Genomic DNA, 16,443 nt, shown 5'->3' on the forward strand with positions numbered 1-16,443 from the left:
GGTGGGCCCGTCGATAATGGGGGAATGGCAAGGTCACGAGGGAAGCAGGAGCGCGGGCGCGGGGGGCGGGAGGCCGTCGTCGAGGAGGTTGACGGGGGGCTTGCTGAGTTGGTGCCCGACCGGGACCGGCCGGGCGGCTGGACGTTGCTCGTGGACGGTGCGCCGCAGTCCTACGTGGATCTCGACGACCCGGGCCACCTCTCCTTCGAGTACCAGCGCCGCATCGGCCACGTCATCGATCTGGCCGCCGAGCGGGGGCGCCCCGTGCAGGCCGTGCACCTCGGCGGCGGGGCGTTCACACTGGCCCGCTACGTCGCCGCCACCCGGCCCCGTTCCACGCAGCAGGTCGTGGAGCGGGACGGGGCGCTGGTCCAACTCGTGCGCGGCACGCTGCCGTTGGATCCGGCGCAGCGGATCCGGGTGCGGACCGCGGACGCCCGTGAGGCGCTCGCCAAGCTGCCCGACGACTGGGCCGATGTGCTGGTGGCCGACGTGTTCAGCGGGGCGCGTACGCCCGCGCATCTCACCAGTACGGAGTTCCTGACCGAGGTGCGGCGTGTGCTGCGGCCCACGGGGACGTACGTCGCCAATATCGCGGACGGGCCGCCGCTCGCGTATCTGCGCGGTCAGATCGCCACCGCCGCGGCCGTCTTCCCCGAGCTCGCGCTCGTCGCCGATCCGACGGTGCTGCGGGGCAAGCGGTTCGGGAACGCGGTGCTGGTCGCTTCCGCGGGGGTGTTGCCCGTGGCTGAGCTGACGCGGCGGGCGGCGGGGGATTCGCATCCGGGGCGGGTTGAGCACGGCAAGGAGCTTGTGGACTTCACGGGTGGGGTGGGGGCGGTCGGCGATGCTTCGGCGAAGGCGTCTCCGCTGCCGCCGCCATCGGTGTTTCGCTAGTCGTTGCCCACGCCTCGGGGCTCCGCCCCGGACCCCGCGCCTCAATCGCCGGCGGGGCTGGAAAGATCGGGGCTCCGTCCCGGACCCCGCTGCTCAATCGCCGCAGGGGCTTGAGAGGGCTCAGTAGTTTGCGATTTCGACTGTTGGGGCGTGGTCGTGCCACGTGCAGAACGCTGAGACCTTTTTCTCGCCCGATGTGAATTCGACGCGGATCCACGTCGGCTGTTTCCACACCTGGACCGACCAGCCCGCGGCGGGTGTCGCGGAGACGAGGGTCGCCGAGGTCTTCTGGAGGTCGAAGACGGCGCGGCCGCCCGCCGTCGCGTAATTCTTGACGGAGCCGGTGGACGGCGGCGCGGGGGACGTCGTGCGAGGGCGGGGCGAGGGGGACGCGGACCTCGAAGCGGGCGGCGACGTACGGCTCGGCGAAGCCGACGGCTCCGGACGGCGCGTCGACGACGACACCGGCGGCTCCGCCTCCGGCTCGTCCTGCGTCGCCGCGACGGGCAGCGCCTGCGGCGGGTCGTACACCGTGCCCGTCATCACCGTGTGCACGCCCCACCACGACAGCGTCACCGAGGCCCCGGTGGCGAGCACCCACGCGACGCCGTGGGTGAGCCGCCTACGGCCGGGGTGTTTCGGAGGCGGGGGTGTCTCGTGCATCGCGGGCCATACTGCACCACACCCGCCCCGGCTGTCCCGCGAGGACCACAGTCACCCGGGAGAAGCCCGGAAACCGCCGGATGGCGTACGGTGCCGTCCCATGGCAAGTGTGCTCGTGGTCGAGGACGACCAGTTCGTACGCTCGGCCCTCATCCGGCACCTGACCGACGCCGCGCACGCCGTGCGCAGCGTCGGCACGGCTCTGGAGGCGCTGCGCGAGGTCGCCCATCTCCGGTTCGACGTGGTGATCCTGGACCTCGGTCTGCCCGATCTCGACGGGGCCGAGGCGTTGAAGATGCTGCGCGGGATCACCGACGTACCCGTGATCATCGCCACGGCGCGGGACGACGAGGCCGAGATCGTGCGGCTGCTCAATGACGGTGCTGATGACTATTTGACGAAGCCGTTCTCGCCCGAGCACCTGTCCGCCCGGATGGCCGCCGTGCTGCGCCGCTCGCGGGGGAGCAAGGGCGCCGAGCCGCCCTCGCGGGTGATCCGGGTCGGCGGGCTCGCCATCGACCCGTTGCGGCGGCAGGCCGAGCTGGACGGGGCGACGCTGGATCTGACGCGGCGCGAGTTCGATCTGCTGACCTTCCTCGCCGGGCGGCCCGGCGTGGTCGTCGCGCGCAAGGAACTGCTCGCCGAGGTGTGGCAGCAGTCGTATGGGGACGATCAGACCATTGATGTGCATTTGTCTTGGCTGCGGAGGAAGTTGGGGGAGACTGCCGCACGGCCGCGGTATCTGCACACCCTGCGCGGCGTCGGCGTGAAGCTGGAGCCGCCGGCATGAGGTGGGCGCTGGTGAAGGTGTGCCTCGCCGTCACGACGATGGTCGTGGTCGCCTTCGCCGTCCCGCTCGGCCTCGTGATCAAGGAGATGGCGCGGGACCGGGCCTTCTCCAACGCCGAGCGGACCGCCGCCGCCATCGGCCCCACCCTCTCCATCACCACCGACCGCGACCAGCTCGACCGAGCCCTCGCCACCGCGCAGACCGGCGGCGAGGACCGGATGTCGGTGTACGTTCCGGCCGGCGGCGGGCACGAGGAGATCCGGCTCGGCGAGCAGCGGGTCGGGCAGGACCGGCTCGACATCCGGCAGGCAACGGTCGTGGATGTGCCGGGCGGCTCGGTGTGGTTGCAGCCCATCGCGGTGAGCACCGGCAAGATCGCCGTCGTCGAGGTGTACGTGCCCGAGGCCGAGGTCACCAATGGCGTGACGACCGCGTGGGTCGTGCTCGGTGGTGTCGGCATCGCGTTGATCATCGGGTCCGTGGCGGTCGCGGACCGGCTCGGCGGGCGGATGGTGCAGCCGGCGCAGCGGCTCGTGGGTGCCGCGCACGATTTGGGGGACGGGAAACTCGGGGCGCGGGTGCCCGAGGACGGCCCGACCGAGCTGCGGCTGGCCGCCGTGGCGTTCAATTCCATGGCCGATCAGGTGGTGCAACTGCTCGCCAATGAGCGGGAGTTGGCGGCCGATCTGTCGCACCGGCTGCGTACTCCGCTGACCGTGCTCCGGCTCAACGCCGCCTCGCTCGGGGACGGTGCCGCTGCCGAGCAGACCCGGGCAGCCGTGGAGCAGCTGGAGCACGAGGTCGACACCATCATCCGGACGGCCAGGGACGCCAAGCCGCAGACCGCGGCGGCGGGGCCCGGGGCCGGCTGTGACGCCGCCGAGGTGATCCGCGAGCGCATGGACTTCTGGTCGGCGCTCGCCGAGGACGAGGGGCGCAAGGTGCGGGTCGCCGGCGTCGACCGTCCCGTGCGCATACCGGTCGCCCGCGGCGAGCTGGCGGCCGCGCTCGACGCACTGCTCGGCAACGTGTTCCGGCACACCCCGGAGGGCACGGCGTTCGCGGTCGACGTGCACCGGGCCGACGGTGCCGTGATCGTGCTCGTCTCCGACGCGGGCGCCGGGATCGCCGACCCGGAGGCCGCGCTGGCCCGCGGCACGGAGGGCGTCGAGGTCGGCTCGACCGGGCTCGGCCTGGACATCGCGCGCAGGGTCGCCGAGTCCACCGGCGGCGACGTGCGTATCGGCTCGTCCGTGCTCGGCGGCACCGAGGTGCGGATCTGGCTTCAGCTGGAGGGGTACCGGCCTGTCGCGGGGCGTCGCGGACACGGGCGGCGCGGCCGGGAACGCAAAGGATTGGTCTCGACCTTTAACCGGTCCCGATCTCTCACTTAAGCCAACCCTAAGATCCTCAACGCCCTGTCCCGTTGCCCGAATTGCCTGGTTGCGGATCGCTAGCGTCTGCCGCACCAACCCCCCACGTAGACCTAAGGCAGGCACGCGATGAGCAGCAGCATGCACCGGCGCAGGATCAGCGGCAGGAAGAAGGCGGTGGGCGGTGTCGTGGCCGCCGCGCTCGTGGGCGGCGGCGCGTTCCTCTTCGCCTCCGGCGCGTCCGCCGAAGTGACGGACGCGGGCGCAACCTTCGCTCCGTACGTCGACACCTCGCTGACCCCGACGTTCGACCTGGTCGGCTCCTCCAAGGCCACCGGCGTCAAGGAGTTCAACCTCGCCTTCATCACCTCCGGCGGCGACTGCGCGCCGAAGTGGGGCGGCGTCACCGACGTCGGCAGCGACGAAGTCGCGGCGCAGATCGGCGACTTGAGGTCGGCGGGCGGCGACGTGCGCGTCTCCTTCGGCGGCGCGAGCGGCACCGAGCTGGCGCAGGCCTGCTCCTCGGCGGGCGAGCTCGCCGCGGCGTACCAGAAGGTCATCGACCAGTTCGACCTCACGAAGGTCGACTTCGACATCGAGGGCGGCGCGCTGCCCGACACGGCGAGCAACACGAAGCGCGCCGAGGCGATCGCGACGCTGCAGAAGGACAATCCCGACCTGAACGTCTCCGTGACGCTGCCGGTGATGCCCGAGGGGCTCACCCAGGACGGTGTGAACTTCCTCAAGAACGCCAAGGACAACGGCGCTTCGCCCGACCTCGTCAACATCATGGCGATGGACTACGGGGCGTCCTACAGCGGCGACATGGGCGACTACGCCGAGCAGGCGGCCACCGCCACGCAGGCGCAGGTGAAGTCGGCGCTCGGCCTGTCGGACGCGGACGCCTGGAAGGCCGTGGCGATCACTCCGATGATCGGCGTCAACGACGTCGTGTCCGAGGTCTTCAAGGTCGAGGACGCCACGCAGCTCGTCGCCTTCGCGAAGGAGAAGGGCCTCGGCGGCCTGTCCATGTGGTCGGCGACCCGCGACAAGGCCTGCGAGGGCGGGGCCTCCGACTCGGCGCAGCCGACGTGCAGTTCGATCGAGCAGGAGGCGGACGCGTTCCAGAAGGCGTTCGCGAAGTTCAACTAGCCCAAACGGGCCCCCACTTGAGCCCCCACGCAAGCGAAGGCCCCGGCCGGCTCACCCCCCATCCGGCCGGGGCCTTCGTGGTGTCACGGTGCCGCGCTACGCCTGCGAGGCCCGCCATTCCTCCGCGTAGTCGTCGAAGATGCCGCGCAGATGGTGGCCGATCTTCAGGTAGTCCAGGTCGTCGAGGTTGGCGAGCGAGACGCGGACCGACCACTCGGGGCCCTCGAAGCCGCCGCCGTTGAGGAGGACCACGCCCGTCTGCTGGGCGAGCCGGAACAGGGCGTCGACCGGCTCGTAGTTCTTCTCCAGGAACTGGGCGAACGACGTGCCGTGGACGCGCTCGGCCTCGGCCAGGAGGTCCAGCTCGATGTAGTAGGCCGCCCGGTAGGGATCCTCGTGGATCTTCATCTGGGCGCCTTCGAGGAGCAGGCCGAGGCGCTGGTGGACGATGGAGCGGATCTTCTCCTTGTACGCCTGGCCCTCCTCCAGCATGTCGAACAGGGAGAAGAGCGTCATCATCACCTGCTGCGGCAGCGACAGGCCCGCGGTGTGGTTGAGCGCCACCTGCCGGGAGTCCGCGACGAGCCGGTCGATGAACTTGATCTTCTCCGGCTCCAGCGTCAGCGAGCCGTACCGCTTGTTGAGCCGGTCCTTCTCCTCCTGCGGGAGCTGCGCGATCCGCTCGTCGATGATGTTGTCGTCGTGCAGCCCGATCACGCCGAGCCGCCAGCCCGTGCACCCGTAGTGCTTCGAGTACGAGTAGACGAGCAGGGTGTTGCGCGGCAGGTCGGCGGCGATCGAGCGGAAGCCGTCCACGAACGTGCCGTACACGTCGTCGGTGACGAGCAGCAGGTTCGGGTTCTTCTTCGCGACGATCTCCTTGATCTGGTTCGCGACACGCGAACTCAGCGCGAGGGAGGGCGGGTTCGAGGGGTTCACCAGGCAGACCAGCTTGATCTCCGGGTCCTCCAGCTTGGCGACCTCCTCCTCCGGGTACCGCCACTCGCGCACGCCCGTCTCGGCGAACTTGCTGGCCGAGACGTACGTGACGTCGAAGTCGTAGGTGGGCAGCTCGGCGATCTCGATGTACGGCGTGAACACCGGCACCATGAGGGCGATCTTGTCGCCCTTCTTGAGCAGCCCGTTCTTCATGAGGGAGTCGAAGATGTAGCACATGGCCGCCGTGCCGCCCTCGGTCGCGAAGACCGAGAGATTGCCCGCCGGGGTCTTCTTGTCGAACATCTCGTCCGCGAGATAGCCGCGCACCACCTGCTCGCCGCAGGTCAGCATCCGGTCGGGCATCGGGTAGTTGTCGCCCGTGATGCCGTCCGTCAGCTCGTGCACCCACTCGTCCTTGTCGAAGCCGAAGCGCTGGATGCCATGCTGTACGCACTGTGCGAGGAGTTCGATGCCGGGCAGGGACGGGTGCTGGCGTACGAACGTGTCGAAGCGCTCGTACGCGCCCTGCTTCTCCGGCATGCCGCCGAGATTGTCGCCGTGCCACACGCGCCGCGACTCCTCCAGGGCGAAGTAGCCGAGCGCGTAGAACGCCTCGCGGGGTCCTGTGGCGATCCAATTGGGGTTGCCGCGGCCCGCGTTGAGCATCTGGCGGCTGGACTTCTCCTTCTGGCCGGGCTGGTCGGCCTGTGCCTGCTCGGCGAGGTCGATGAAGATGTTCTTCAGCTCGAAGGGGGAGAGCTGGGCGTACGACTGGATCTCTTCGCGCGTGAACGTCGTCTTGGTCATGTGGGGTCCTTAAGTGCGGTGCGGTGGCTCAGTGCTGGAGGAGGACGATCACGGCGCCCCAGATGGTGAGGAGCACGTTGCCGACCGCGTACGGGATCGTGTAGCCGAGGGTCGGCACCTGGGAGCGGGAGGACTCGTTGATCGCGCCGATCGCCGCGGTGGTCGTCTGGCCGCCCGCGAGTACGCCCATCAGGATCGGGAAGCGGATCTTCTGCACGTAGTGGCCGAACAGGAAGCCGATGATCAGCGGGACGACGGTGGCGACCGCGCCGAAGACCAGCAGGCCCCAGCCGGCGTCGGAGAGCCCCGAGGTGAAGCTCGGTCCCGCGTTGATGCCGACGATGGCGACGAACATGCACAGGCCGAGCGTGTCCATGAACCACTGGGCGCCGGGCGGCACATTGCCGTACGTCGGGTACTTCCCGCGGATGTAGCCGAAGACCAGGCCCATGATGAGCGCGCCGCCCGACGTGGACAGCGAGATCGGGACGCCGGAGACGGTCAGTGCGGGGATGCCGATGCAGCCGCCGAGGAAGATGCCGAGCCCCACCCAGATCATGTCCGTGGCGAACGAGGTCGGCACCGGCTTGCCGAGGGCCGCGCCCGCCGGGTCGACGAGCCGCTTGGGCCCGGTGAGGACGAGCGTGTCGCCGCGCTCGACCTTCGACGAGAGGCGGTAGGGGAACTCGGCGCCGGACCGGTAGATCTTGTCGATGTAGACACCGACCATGAACGGCTCACGCCGCACATCGGCGATGGTCCTGCCCAGTTGGGCCTTCTCGGACGCCACGACGTGCAGCGTCTCCGTCTCGTAGCCGAGCAGCTCGACGTCGTCGGTCTCCATGCCGATGTGGGTGCGGGCGTCGTAGTCGACGAGCGAGCCGCGCAGCGCGCTCACCGCCACGACGTCGCCCTCGCGCAGCACCGTCTGCTGGGTGTGGTCGAGGATCTTCCCGTCGCGGCGCACGCGGGTGAGGTAGATGCGGTGTCCGAGCTCCTTCTGCTGGTTCTCGAAGTCCTCGATGGTGCGGCCGACGATGTCGGGGCGCTCGATGGTGTACGCGCGCAGCACGACCTCGTAGTAGCCCTCGGCGAGGTCGGGGTCGTTGTCGGGGGCGTCCAACTCCCTTGCCATCTGCGCCGATTCGGCGGCGAGGTCCTTCTTGTAGAGCCTCGGCAGGACGTTGGCGAGCAGCATCGCGCACAGGATGGTGCCGAGCGGATACGTCACCGCGTAGCCGATGGCGACGAGGTTCGCCTCGTGCTTCGCCTCCCCGGAGGACAGGCCCGGCAGGGTGCCGATGGCGTCCTGCGCGACACCGATGACGGCGGACTGGGTGAGCGCGCCGCCGAGCAGTCCGGCCGAGAGCCCGGGACCGTAGCCGAGCATCGCGGCGAAGACCCAGCAGATCAGCAGGCCGGAGACGCAGACCACGACGGCGTTGAGCACCTGCGGCAGGCCGTCCGTCTTGAGGCCGCGGAAGAACTGCGGTCCGACCTTGTAGCCGAGGGCGAACAGGAACATGATGAAGAACAGGCTCTTCACCGTGCCGTTGATCTCGACCCCGGTCCAGGCGCCGAGCAGCAGGCCCGCGATGAGGCAGCCGGTGACGGCGCCCAGCGCGATGGCCTTGTAGCGGACCTTCCCGAGCAGGAAGCCGAAGGCGACCGTGAGGAAGACCAGGAGTTCCGGGTAGGGCTGGAAGATGTTCCGGTTGAGGAAGTCGATCACGCCGTGGGCCGTCCTCTCAGTTGCCGAGGATGCCGACGAGCACGGGGCCGGTCAGCGGGAGCAGGAAGTTGGAGAGGGCGTACGTGATCGTGTAGCCGAGCATCGGCACCGATGACTGCGCCACCTGGGTGACCGCGGTGATCGCGGGGGTCGAGCACTGCTGTCCCGCGATGGCGCCGATCAGGAGCGGTTTCTCGATCTTGAGCAGCTTGCGGCCGACGATCAGTGAGATCGTCGCGGGGATCAGCACCATCGCGATCCCGGCGAACGGGAGCAGCGCCCCGTACTCCTTGATCAGGGGCCAGGCCTGCGGTCCGGAGACGAGGCCCGTGCAGGCGATGAAGACCGCGAGCCCCATGTCCTTGATCGTCGAGGCGGCCTGCGGAGGGAACGCGCCGAAGGTCTGCGAGCGCGAGCGGAACCAGCCGAAGAGCAGCCCGGAGATCAGGCAGCCGCCGCCGGTGCCGAGCGACATCGGGATGTCGCCGAACTTGACCACGACCTGCCCGAGCAGCGAACCGGCCGCGATGCCGAGCCCCAGGTAGATGAAGTCGGTGGCGTCGTTCTTGACGACCGAGCCGATCCGCGCGACCAGCTTGTTCAGGCCCGAGCGGGCGCCCACCAGGGTCAGCACGTCACCGCGGTGCAGCACCGTGTCCCCGGTGGCGGGCATGTCCTGGTCGCCGCGGGTGATGTCGGTGACGTAGACGCCGTCCCGGTAGAACTCGGGGAAGGCCTGCTGCGCTTCGTCGACGGTCTTCCCGTCCAGCGCCTTGTCGGTGACCGACACCTCGCGGGAGGCCAGCGGCGAGTCGAGGCCCGGCACACCCGGCGTCTCCGGTCCGATGAGCCGGCCCGCCTCGATCACGTTCGCCCGGCGGCCGACCAGGAGCACCAGGTCGGAGAGGGTGAGCTCAAGCCCGGGCGCGACGTCGAGGACCTTGCTGCCGCGCTTGACCGCCTCGACGGTGACGCGCTCGCCGAGCGAGGACCGCAGATCGTCGACCGTACGGCCGTCAGCGGTGGTCACCAGATACGTGCGGCCCACCATGCCCGGCAGGGCGGGGCGCTCGTCCGCCTCCAGGCTGCCGCGGCTGCGCGTGCGCTCCCACAGCTCGCGGGCGGCGTCGCGCAGATTGATGCGCATCATCATCGGCATGATCTGGCTCGTGTAGAGCACGATCGTGATCAGGCCGAAGAGGTAGCAGACCGTGTACGCGGTGGCCACGTTGCCCTGGTACTCGGTGATCTGGGCGGCGGTCAGGTTGCTGAGCTTGCCGATGGACTCGGTGGCGGTGCCGACCACGGCGGACTCGGTGGCGGCGCCCGCCAGGATGCCGGAGGCCGTGCCGACGTCCAGGTCGAACCAGCTCGCCAGGCCGAGCGCGATGCCGATGACACAGACCAGCTCGATGCCGCACAGCACGAAGAAGCGCAGGCTCTTCTTGTTGAGGTTGCGGAAGAACTGCGGCCCGGCCATATAGCCGAGCGCGAAGATGAACAGCGCGAAGAACACGGTCTTCACGTCGTCGGAGACATGGGCCTTGGTCCAGGCCCCGAGCAGCAGCGAGACGATCAGCGTCCCGCAGATGCCGCCCAGCGTCAGCGGCCCCACGCGCAGCTTCCCCACGAGGTAGCCGAGCGCGAGGCTCACGAACAGGACGAGTTCCGGATGGTCCTTGAGCACACCCATGGCGCTTCAGGACCGCTCGTATTGGAAGGTATCGGGCATATGCGAAAAATACGGGCCGGTGCGCGCTGCTGCCACACAGCGCGCACCGGCCCTCCGCCCGCCGGGTCAGGATCCGGCGGGCAGCCCCCCGCTGCGCGCCACCCGGGAGTACCAGGTGGCGCTGGACTTCGGGATGCGCTCCTGCGTCTCGTAGTCGACGTACACGGCGCCGAACCGCTTGCCGTATCCGTACGCCCACTCGAAGTTGTCGAGCAGCGACCAGAGGAAGTAGCCGCGGACGTCGGCGCCCTGCTCGATGGCGTCGTGGACGGCGGCGAGGTGGGCGTGCAGATAGCCGATGCGGTCCGGGTCGTGCACGCGGCCGTCCGCGTCGACCACGTCCTCGTACGCCGCCCCGTTCTCGGTCACGTAGAGCGGGACGCCCGGCGCCTGCGCGGTGTGGTCGAGGAGCAGGTCGGTGAGGCCTGTCGGGTCCACGGGCCAGTCCATGGCGGTGAGTTCGCCGGACGCGCGGTGGAAGGCGACACCGTCGGCGCCCGGCCACGGGGTGTGCTCACTGGCGCCGTGGCCGTCGAGGCGGGGGCCCGCCTCGACGGGGTCGGCGGCCGAGACGACGGCCGGCGTGTAGTAGTTCAGGCCGATGAAGTCGAGCGGCTGGTGGATCGCCGCGGTGTCCCCGTCCCGCACGAACGACCAGTCCGTGATGGCCGCGGTGTCGGTGATCAGGTCGCGCGGGTAGGCGCCCTTGAGCAGCGGCCCGGTGAAGACGCGGTTCGCCAGCGCGTCGATACGGCGGCGGGCGTCCAGGTCGGCAGGGGCATCGGTGAGGGCCCTGACCACGCTCGGGTTCAGGCTGATGCCGACCTTGGCGCGGTCCGGCAGCACGTCACGCAGAGCCGAACTGGCGAGCCCGTGACCGAGGTTGAGGTGATGTGCCGCGCGCAGAGCGGCTGCCGGATCCGTCCGCCCGGGGGCGTGCACCCCGGAGCCGTAGCCCAGAAAGGCGCTGCACCAGGGCTCGTTGAGGGTCACCCAGCTCTCGACGCGGTCGCCGAGCGCCTCGCCGACGAGCCCCGCGTACTCCGCGAACCGGTAGGCGGTGTCCCGCTCGGGCCAGCCGCCCGCGTTCTCCAACTCCTGGGGCAGATCCCAGTGGTAGAGGGTCACCACGGGCTTGATCCCATGACCGAGCAGCTCGTCGACGAGCCCCCGGTAGAAGTCGAGCCCACGCTGTACGGCGGGCCCACGCCCGGTCGGCTGCACCCGCGGCCACGCCACGGAGAACCGGTACGCGGTAAGACCCAGGTCCGCCATCAGCCGCACGTCGTCGCGCCACCGGTGGTAGTGGTCCACGGCGACGTCCCCGGTGTCGCCGTTCACCACCTTCCCCGGCGTATGACTGAACGTGTCCCAGATCGACGCCGTCCTCCCGTCCTCCCGCACGGCCCCCTCGATCTGATACGAGGCGGTGGCCGCCCCCCAAAGAAACCCAACGGGAAACCGGGTCGCGACGGGTTCGGCGGTGAGGCCGGTGCTGGTGTTGTCAGTGGTAGTCATAGGAGCGCTCCCATGGTGAAGTCGAAAAATCGAGCCAATCAAGCCCCGCCGGCGATTGAGGCGCGGGGTCCGGGGCGGAGCCCCGAGGCGCAGGACAGGCGGGGCGCAACAGGAACACCCCGCCCACCCGGAGGGCGTGTCACCCCTTAACGGCCCCTTGCATGATCCCGCCCACAATCTGCTTCCCGAACAGCAGAAACGCGATGAGCAACGGCAACGTCCCCAGCAACGCCCCCGCCATGATCACCGAGTCATCGGGGATGTACCCCGTACCCAACGCGTTCAGGGCCACCTGAACCGTGGGGTTCTCCTGGGTGAGCGCGATGATCGGCCACAGGAAGTCGTTCCAGGCCATGACGAACGTCAGCAGCCCGAGCACGGCCATCGCCGGCCGCGCCGCGGGAAAGACGACGTGCCAGACGACCCGAAGGCTGCTCGCCCCGTCGACCCGCGCCGCCTCGATGAGCTCGCCCGGCAGCGCCTGCACCAGGTACTGCCGCATGAAGAACGTGCCGAAGGCGGACACGAGCGTCGGCAGGATGACGGTCTGAAGATGGTTCGCCCAGCCCAGATCGGTCATCCACAAGTACAGCGGTACGACGGCCAGTTGCGGCGGGATCATCATCGTCCCGATGGTCATCAGGAGCAGCGTCGTCGAGAACCGGAACTTCAGCTTGGCGAAGGCGAACCCGGCCAGCGTGGAGAACAGCACCGTGCCCACCGTGATGGCCGACGCGACGAGAATGCTGTTCCACATCGCCGTGCCGAGGCCGGCCTGGTTCCAGGCGGTCTCCAGGTTCTTGAACAGGTTCCCGCCGACCCAGAACGGCGGCGGAGTCTGCGCGAGACGTTCGTTGGTGCGCGAGGCCGCGACCACCGTCCACAGCAGCGGGGCGAGGGAGACCACGGCGAACAGGGCCAGCACCACATACGTGACGGGACCGGCGTGCAGCTGCTTGCCCGCGCCCAGGATCCGGCGGCGCTTCGGCCGCGTCGCATCTTCGATGGTGGTCATTGGGACTTCCTCAGCCGTCGGGTGATCAGCAGGTTGACCGCGGCGACGACCAGCAGAATCAGGAACATCGACCAGGCGATCGCGGACGCCTTGCCGAGGTTGCCGACGATCCAGCCCTGGTCGTACATGTAGAGGCCGATCGTCTGGTACTGGTGCTCGGACCCGCCCTTGGTGCCGCTGACCCCGCCGAACAGCAGCGGCTCACCGAAGAGTTGCATCGCGCCGATGGTGGAGACGACGACCGTGAACAGGATCGTCGGACGCAGCATCGGAATGGTCACGTGCCGGAACTGCTGCCAGCGGTTGGCCCCGTCGAGCGCCGCCGACTCGTAGAGGTCGGCGGGGATGGCCTGCATGGCCGCCAGGTAGATCAGCGCGTTGTAGCCGGTCCACCGCCAGATCACGATCGACGACACCGCGAATTGCGAACCCCAGTCGGACTCACGCCAGTTGACCGTGTCGAGGCCGATGGAGTCGAGCGCCCAGTTGATCATCCCGCTGTCCGGGGCGAACAACATCACGAAGACGAGCGTCGCCGCCGCCACCGACGTGGCGTACGGGGTGAGTACGACGACCCGCCACACGACCGAGCCGCGCAGCCGGTAGTTGAGCATGTGCGCCATCCAGATCGCCACGACCAGCTGCGGCACCGTGGAGATCACACCGATGGTCAGGGTGTTCTTCAGCGCGTTCCAGAAGAAGTCCGACTGGAACAGGTTGGTGTAGTTCTCCAGCCCCGCCCAGGTCTGGCCGTCCAGGTTCGCCAGCTGCACGTCGTGCAGCGAGTACCAGGCGGTGTACAGCAGCGGCACGAGCGAGAAGGCGCCGAAGATGATGAAGAAGGGGGCGATGAACGCGTACGGGGACGCCTTCATGTCCCAGCGGTACAGCCGGCTGCGCCAGGAGTCGGCGCTCTTCGGCGTACCGCGACCTTGAGCGCCCCGGGCCGCGCCCGACTCCTCGGTGGAGTCGGACGCGGCGTCGGCGCTCGACGCGGTCTGCGCGAGAGCCTCGTTGGAGCTGGTCACTGGCCGAGCACGTCCTTGACCTCCGCGGTGGCGGCGTCCCAGCCCTGCTCGGGCGACTTGCCCTTCTGCTCGACCTGGAGGATGCCGGTGTCGGTGATCGCGGTGTTGATCGGCTGGTCCTTGACGCCGAAGATCTGCACCGGGATGGTCTTCGCCGAGTCGGAGAAGATCTGTGTGATCGGCGCGTCCGAGAAGTACGCGGTGGTGTCCGCCTTCGGCTTCAGGGTCGAGTACGCCGACGGGGTCGACGGGAAGCTGGCCTGCTTGCCGAAGACCTTCGCCTGCTGCTCGGGGGCGGTCAGCCACTTCGCCAGGGCGATGGCCTCCTTCTGGTGCTTGCCCGCCGTCGGTACGCCGATGAACGAGCCGCCCCAGTTGGCCGCGGTCGGCGCGGCGGCGATGTCCCACTTGCCCTCGCCGGCGTCACCGGACTTCTCCTGGATGTAGCCGACCATCCACGCCGGGCAGGCGACGGTGGCGAACTTGCCGTTCGCGTAGCCCTGGTCCCACGGCTTGTCGAACTGCTTCAGCTTCGCCGACATGTTGGAGGTCGCCACCTCCATCGCGGCGTCCCACGAGTCCTTGACGCCCGCGGACTTGTCCCAGATGACGTCGCCGCTCTTGTCGTAGTAGCGGTCCTTCGCGCCGCCCAGCGCCGCGTTGTAGACCGAGGAGGCGGAGTCCACGAACTTGGTGCCGTCCGGCGCCTTCTTCATGTAGTCCTTGCCGACGTCGACGTACTTCGCCCAGTCGCCCTTCCACAGCTCGGCGAGCTTGGTGCGGTCGGTGGGCAGCCCGGCCTTCTTGAAGAGGTCCTTGCGGTAGCAGATCGCCATCGGGCCGACGTCGGTGCCGAGCCCGATCAGCTTGCCGTCCGCGGTGGTGGCCTGCTTGTTCTTCCAGTCCAGCCACTGCGACTTGTCGACCTCCTTGCCGAGGTCGACGAACTTGGCCGCCTGCGTCTGCACGGCCTCGGCGATGTTGCCGATCTCGATGGCCTGGACGTCGTCGGTGCCGGAACCGGCCTGCAGACGGGTGAGGGTCTTGGGCCAGTAGACGTCGGTCCTGGTGGTGACGTTCTCCTTGATGGTGATGTTCTTGTGCAGCTTCATGTACTCGTCGTAGAGCCCGGCCTGCTTGTAACCGAAGGTGCCGAAGGTACCGACCGTCAGCGTCGTCGACCCCTTCTTGTCGCCGGCACCTCCGGCGCCCCCGGAGCCGTCGTCGTCATCGCTCGCACAACCGGCAAGCAGGCCTGTGGCCAAGGCGGCGACGACCGCGAAGGTCATCGCGCGTCGGGACGTACGGGCAGTGCGCATTTGCGTCCTCCAAGTGCTCATGTGCTCTTGATGCTGAGACGTGCAGATCCCGGCCTGCTGCCAACTGCTGTACTGGGCCCGTTCGTTCACGTGCGGCTCGGGCGGGGAACGTGCGGCTTCTGTATGCGTCCAGTAGGGTGGGAGCGCTCCCATCCGTGATGAGTTGAAGGGTCGTCGCTCGAACCCGGGGTGTCAAGACACCCGGCGGCGACAAGTTCGTGCGGTTATCGGGCTGTTAGATTCCGCTCAAGATCTGGGGAGGTAGGAGTCATGGTGGCTCACGGCACGCACAGCAGGCGCCCGACTCTTGAGGAGGTCGCGGCCAGGGCGGGCGTCGGCCGGGGCACGGTCTCGCGCGTCATCAACGGATCGCCGCGGGTCAGCGACCACACCCGCGCCGCGGTCGAGGAGGCGGTCGCCGAGCTCGGCTATGTACCGAACACGGCGGCCCGCGCCCTCGCGGCCAACCGCTCGGACTCCATAGCCGTGGTGGTCCCGGAGGCCGAGTCCCGGTTCTTCTCCGAGCCGTACTTCTCCGGCATGGTCGGCGGCGTCGGCCTGGCTCTCGCCGAGACCAACCTCCAGCTCCTGCTCACCTTCGCCCGCGGCGAGCGCGAACAGGACCGGCTCGCCACCTACCTCGCCGCCCACCGCGTGGACGGCGTCCTGCTGGTCTCGGTCCACTCCGACGACCCGCTCGCGGACCGCCTCATCCAGATGGACATCCCGACCGTGATCAGCGGCCCCCGCTCCGCGGACGAGCCGCTGCCGTCGGTCGACACCGACAACTACGCGGGCGCCCGCTCCGCCGTCGAGCACCTGGTCGCCCGCGGCCGCCGCTCCGTCGCGATCATCGCGGGCCCGCTCGACGTGTACGGGGCCCAGCGCCGCCTCGTCGGCTACCAGGACGAGCTGGCCGCGAGCGGAATCCCGTACGACGAGAAGCTGGTGGCCTACGGAGACTTCACGGAGGAGGGCGGCCGCCGCTGCATGGAGGAGCTCCTGGGGCGCGGCACCGGCCTCGACGCGGTCTTCGCCTGCTCCGACCTGATGGCCTCGGGTGCCCGGCAGGTGCTGCGCGAGGCGGGCCGCCGCATCCCCGAGGACGTCTCCCTGGTCGGCTTCGACGACTCGGTGATCGCCCGCCACATGGAGCCGGGCCTCACCAGCGTGCGCCAGCCCACCCGGGACATGGGCCGCGCGATGACGGAGCTGCTGCTCGACGAGATAGCCCTGGCCGCGGAGGGGAAGCGGTCGTCCGTACGCCGGGGCACGCAGCGGCACCTGGTGCTTCCGACGGAGCTGGTGGTCCGCGCCTCGGCGTAGCCGGCCGGACGGCCCGGGAACGCCGAAGGCCCCGGTTCTCGCGAACCGGGGCCTTCAGATCATTCAGGGTGAGTGACGGGACTTGAACCTGTTTTGTTACCCAGTTTTGACCTGCGGCGTTGCGGGAAATCGGGGCAAAGCAGTGTCATTCG

The 16,443-nt window shown here is 69.2% G+C and carries 12 protein-coding genes and 1 pseudogene; 5 read left to right on the forward strand and 8 right to left on the reverse strand.

Annotated features, from left to right (window positions below; all coding sequences use genetic code 11):
• Nucleotides 1-24: 24 nt before the first annotated feature.
• Nucleotides 25-897: a spermidine synthase gene (locus ACFYWS_RS35835; RefSeq protein ID WP_389283440.1), complete on the forward strand. Its 873-nt coding sequence runs from the start codon at nt 25-27 to the stop codon at nt 895-897.
• Between the two features lie 120 nt (nt 898-1,017).
• On the opposite strand, the gene ACFYWS_RS35840 is transcribed toward ACFYWS_RS35835, so the two are convergent.
• Nucleotides 1,018-1,560 (reverse strand): hypothetical protein, encoded by a 543-nt coding sequence (locus ACFYWS_RS35840; RefSeq protein ID WP_389283442.1) that lies wholly within the window; start codon nt 1,558-1,560, stop codon nt 1,018-1,020.
• A 100-nt stretch (nt 1,561-1,660) separates the two neighbouring features.
• On the opposite strand from ACFYWS_RS35840, the gene ACFYWS_RS35845 reads away from it, so the two are divergent.
• The 3 genes and pseudogenes from ACFYWS_RS35845 to ACFYWS_RS35855 all read left to right on the forward strand — a co-directional run.
• Nucleotides 1,661-2,350: a response regulator transcription factor gene (locus tag ACFYWS_RS35845; protein ID WP_389283444.1), complete on the forward strand. Its 690-nt coding sequence runs from the start codon at nt 1,661-1,663 to the stop codon at nt 2,348-2,350.
• On the forward strand, nt 2,347-3,744 hold the full coding sequence (locus ACFYWS_RS35850; RefSeq protein WP_389283446.1) for a sensor histidine kinase: 1,398 nt from the start codon (nt 2,347-2,349) through the stop codon (nt 3,742-3,744). Before ACFYWS_RS35845 ends, ACFYWS_RS35850 begins: the two co-directional genes overlap by 4 nt.
• 231 nt (nt 3,745-3,975) lie before the next feature.
• A pseudogene (locus tag ACFYWS_RS35855) lies at nt 3,976-4,875 on the forward strand (chitinase); the annotation flags it as partial.
• Nucleotides 4,876-4,971: 96 nt separating this feature from the next.
• Here the strand turns inward: ACFYWS_RS35855 and ACFYWS_RS35860 are convergent.
• From ACFYWS_RS35860 to ACFYWS_RS35890, 7 genes are all read right to left on the reverse strand, one after another.
• Nucleotides 4,972-6,621 (reverse strand): bifunctional aspartate transaminase/aspartate 4-decarboxylase, encoded by a 1,650-nt coding sequence (locus ACFYWS_RS35860; protein ID WP_389283448.1) that lies wholly within the window; start codon nt 6,619-6,621, stop codon nt 4,972-4,974.
• Between the two features lie 28 nt (nt 6,622-6,649).
• Nucleotides 6,650-8,353 (reverse strand): aspartate-alanine antiporter, encoded by a 1,704-nt coding sequence (gene aspT / locus ACFYWS_RS35865; RefSeq protein WP_389283449.1) that lies wholly within the window; start codon nt 8,351-8,353, stop codon nt 6,650-6,652.
• Between the two features lie 16 nt (nt 8,354-8,369).
• Complete coding sequence (aspT, locus tag ACFYWS_RS35870) at nt 8,370-10,046, reverse strand: aspartate-alanine antiporter (RefSeq protein ID WP_389283451.1); 1,677 nt, start codon at nt 10,044-10,046, stop codon at nt 8,370-8,372.
• Between the two features lie 105 nt (nt 10,047-10,151).
• On the reverse strand, nt 10,152-11,603 hold the full coding sequence (locus tag ACFYWS_RS35875; protein WP_389283453.1) for a GH1 family beta-glucosidase: 1,452 nt from the start codon (nt 11,601-11,603) through the stop codon (nt 10,152-10,154).
• 139 nt (nt 11,604-11,742) lie between these two features.
• Nucleotides 11,743-12,618, reverse strand: a complete 876-nt coding sequence (locus tag ACFYWS_RS35880; protein WP_389283454.1) for a carbohydrate ABC transporter permease — start codon at nt 12,616-12,618, stop codon at nt 11,743-11,745.
• Nucleotides 12,615-13,646, reverse strand: a complete 1,032-nt coding sequence (locus ACFYWS_RS35885) for a carbohydrate ABC transporter permease (protein ID WP_389283456.1) — start codon at nt 13,644-13,646, stop codon at nt 12,615-12,617. The genes ACFYWS_RS35880 and ACFYWS_RS35885 overlap by 4 nt, the downstream gene beginning before the upstream one ends.
• Nucleotides 13,643-14,965 (reverse strand): ABC transporter substrate-binding protein, encoded by a 1,323-nt coding sequence (locus ACFYWS_RS35890; RefSeq protein WP_389283457.1) that lies wholly within the window; start codon nt 14,963-14,965, stop codon nt 13,643-13,645. The genes ACFYWS_RS35885 and ACFYWS_RS35890 overlap by 4 nt, the downstream gene beginning before the upstream one ends.
• 270 nt (nt 14,966-15,235) lie before the next feature.
• On the opposite strand from ACFYWS_RS35890, the gene ACFYWS_RS35895 reads away from it, so the two are divergent.
• On the forward strand, nt 15,236-16,291 hold the full coding sequence (locus tag ACFYWS_RS35895) for a LacI family DNA-binding transcriptional regulator (RefSeq protein ID WP_389283459.1): 1,056 nt from the start codon (nt 15,236-15,238) through the stop codon (nt 16,289-16,291).
• Nucleotides 16,292-16,443 lie beyond the last annotated feature (152 nt).

The organism is Streptomyces sp. NPDC002795 (assembly GCF_042888725.1).
GTDB lineage: Bacteria > Actinomycetota > Actinomycetes > Streptomycetales > Streptomycetaceae > Streptomyces.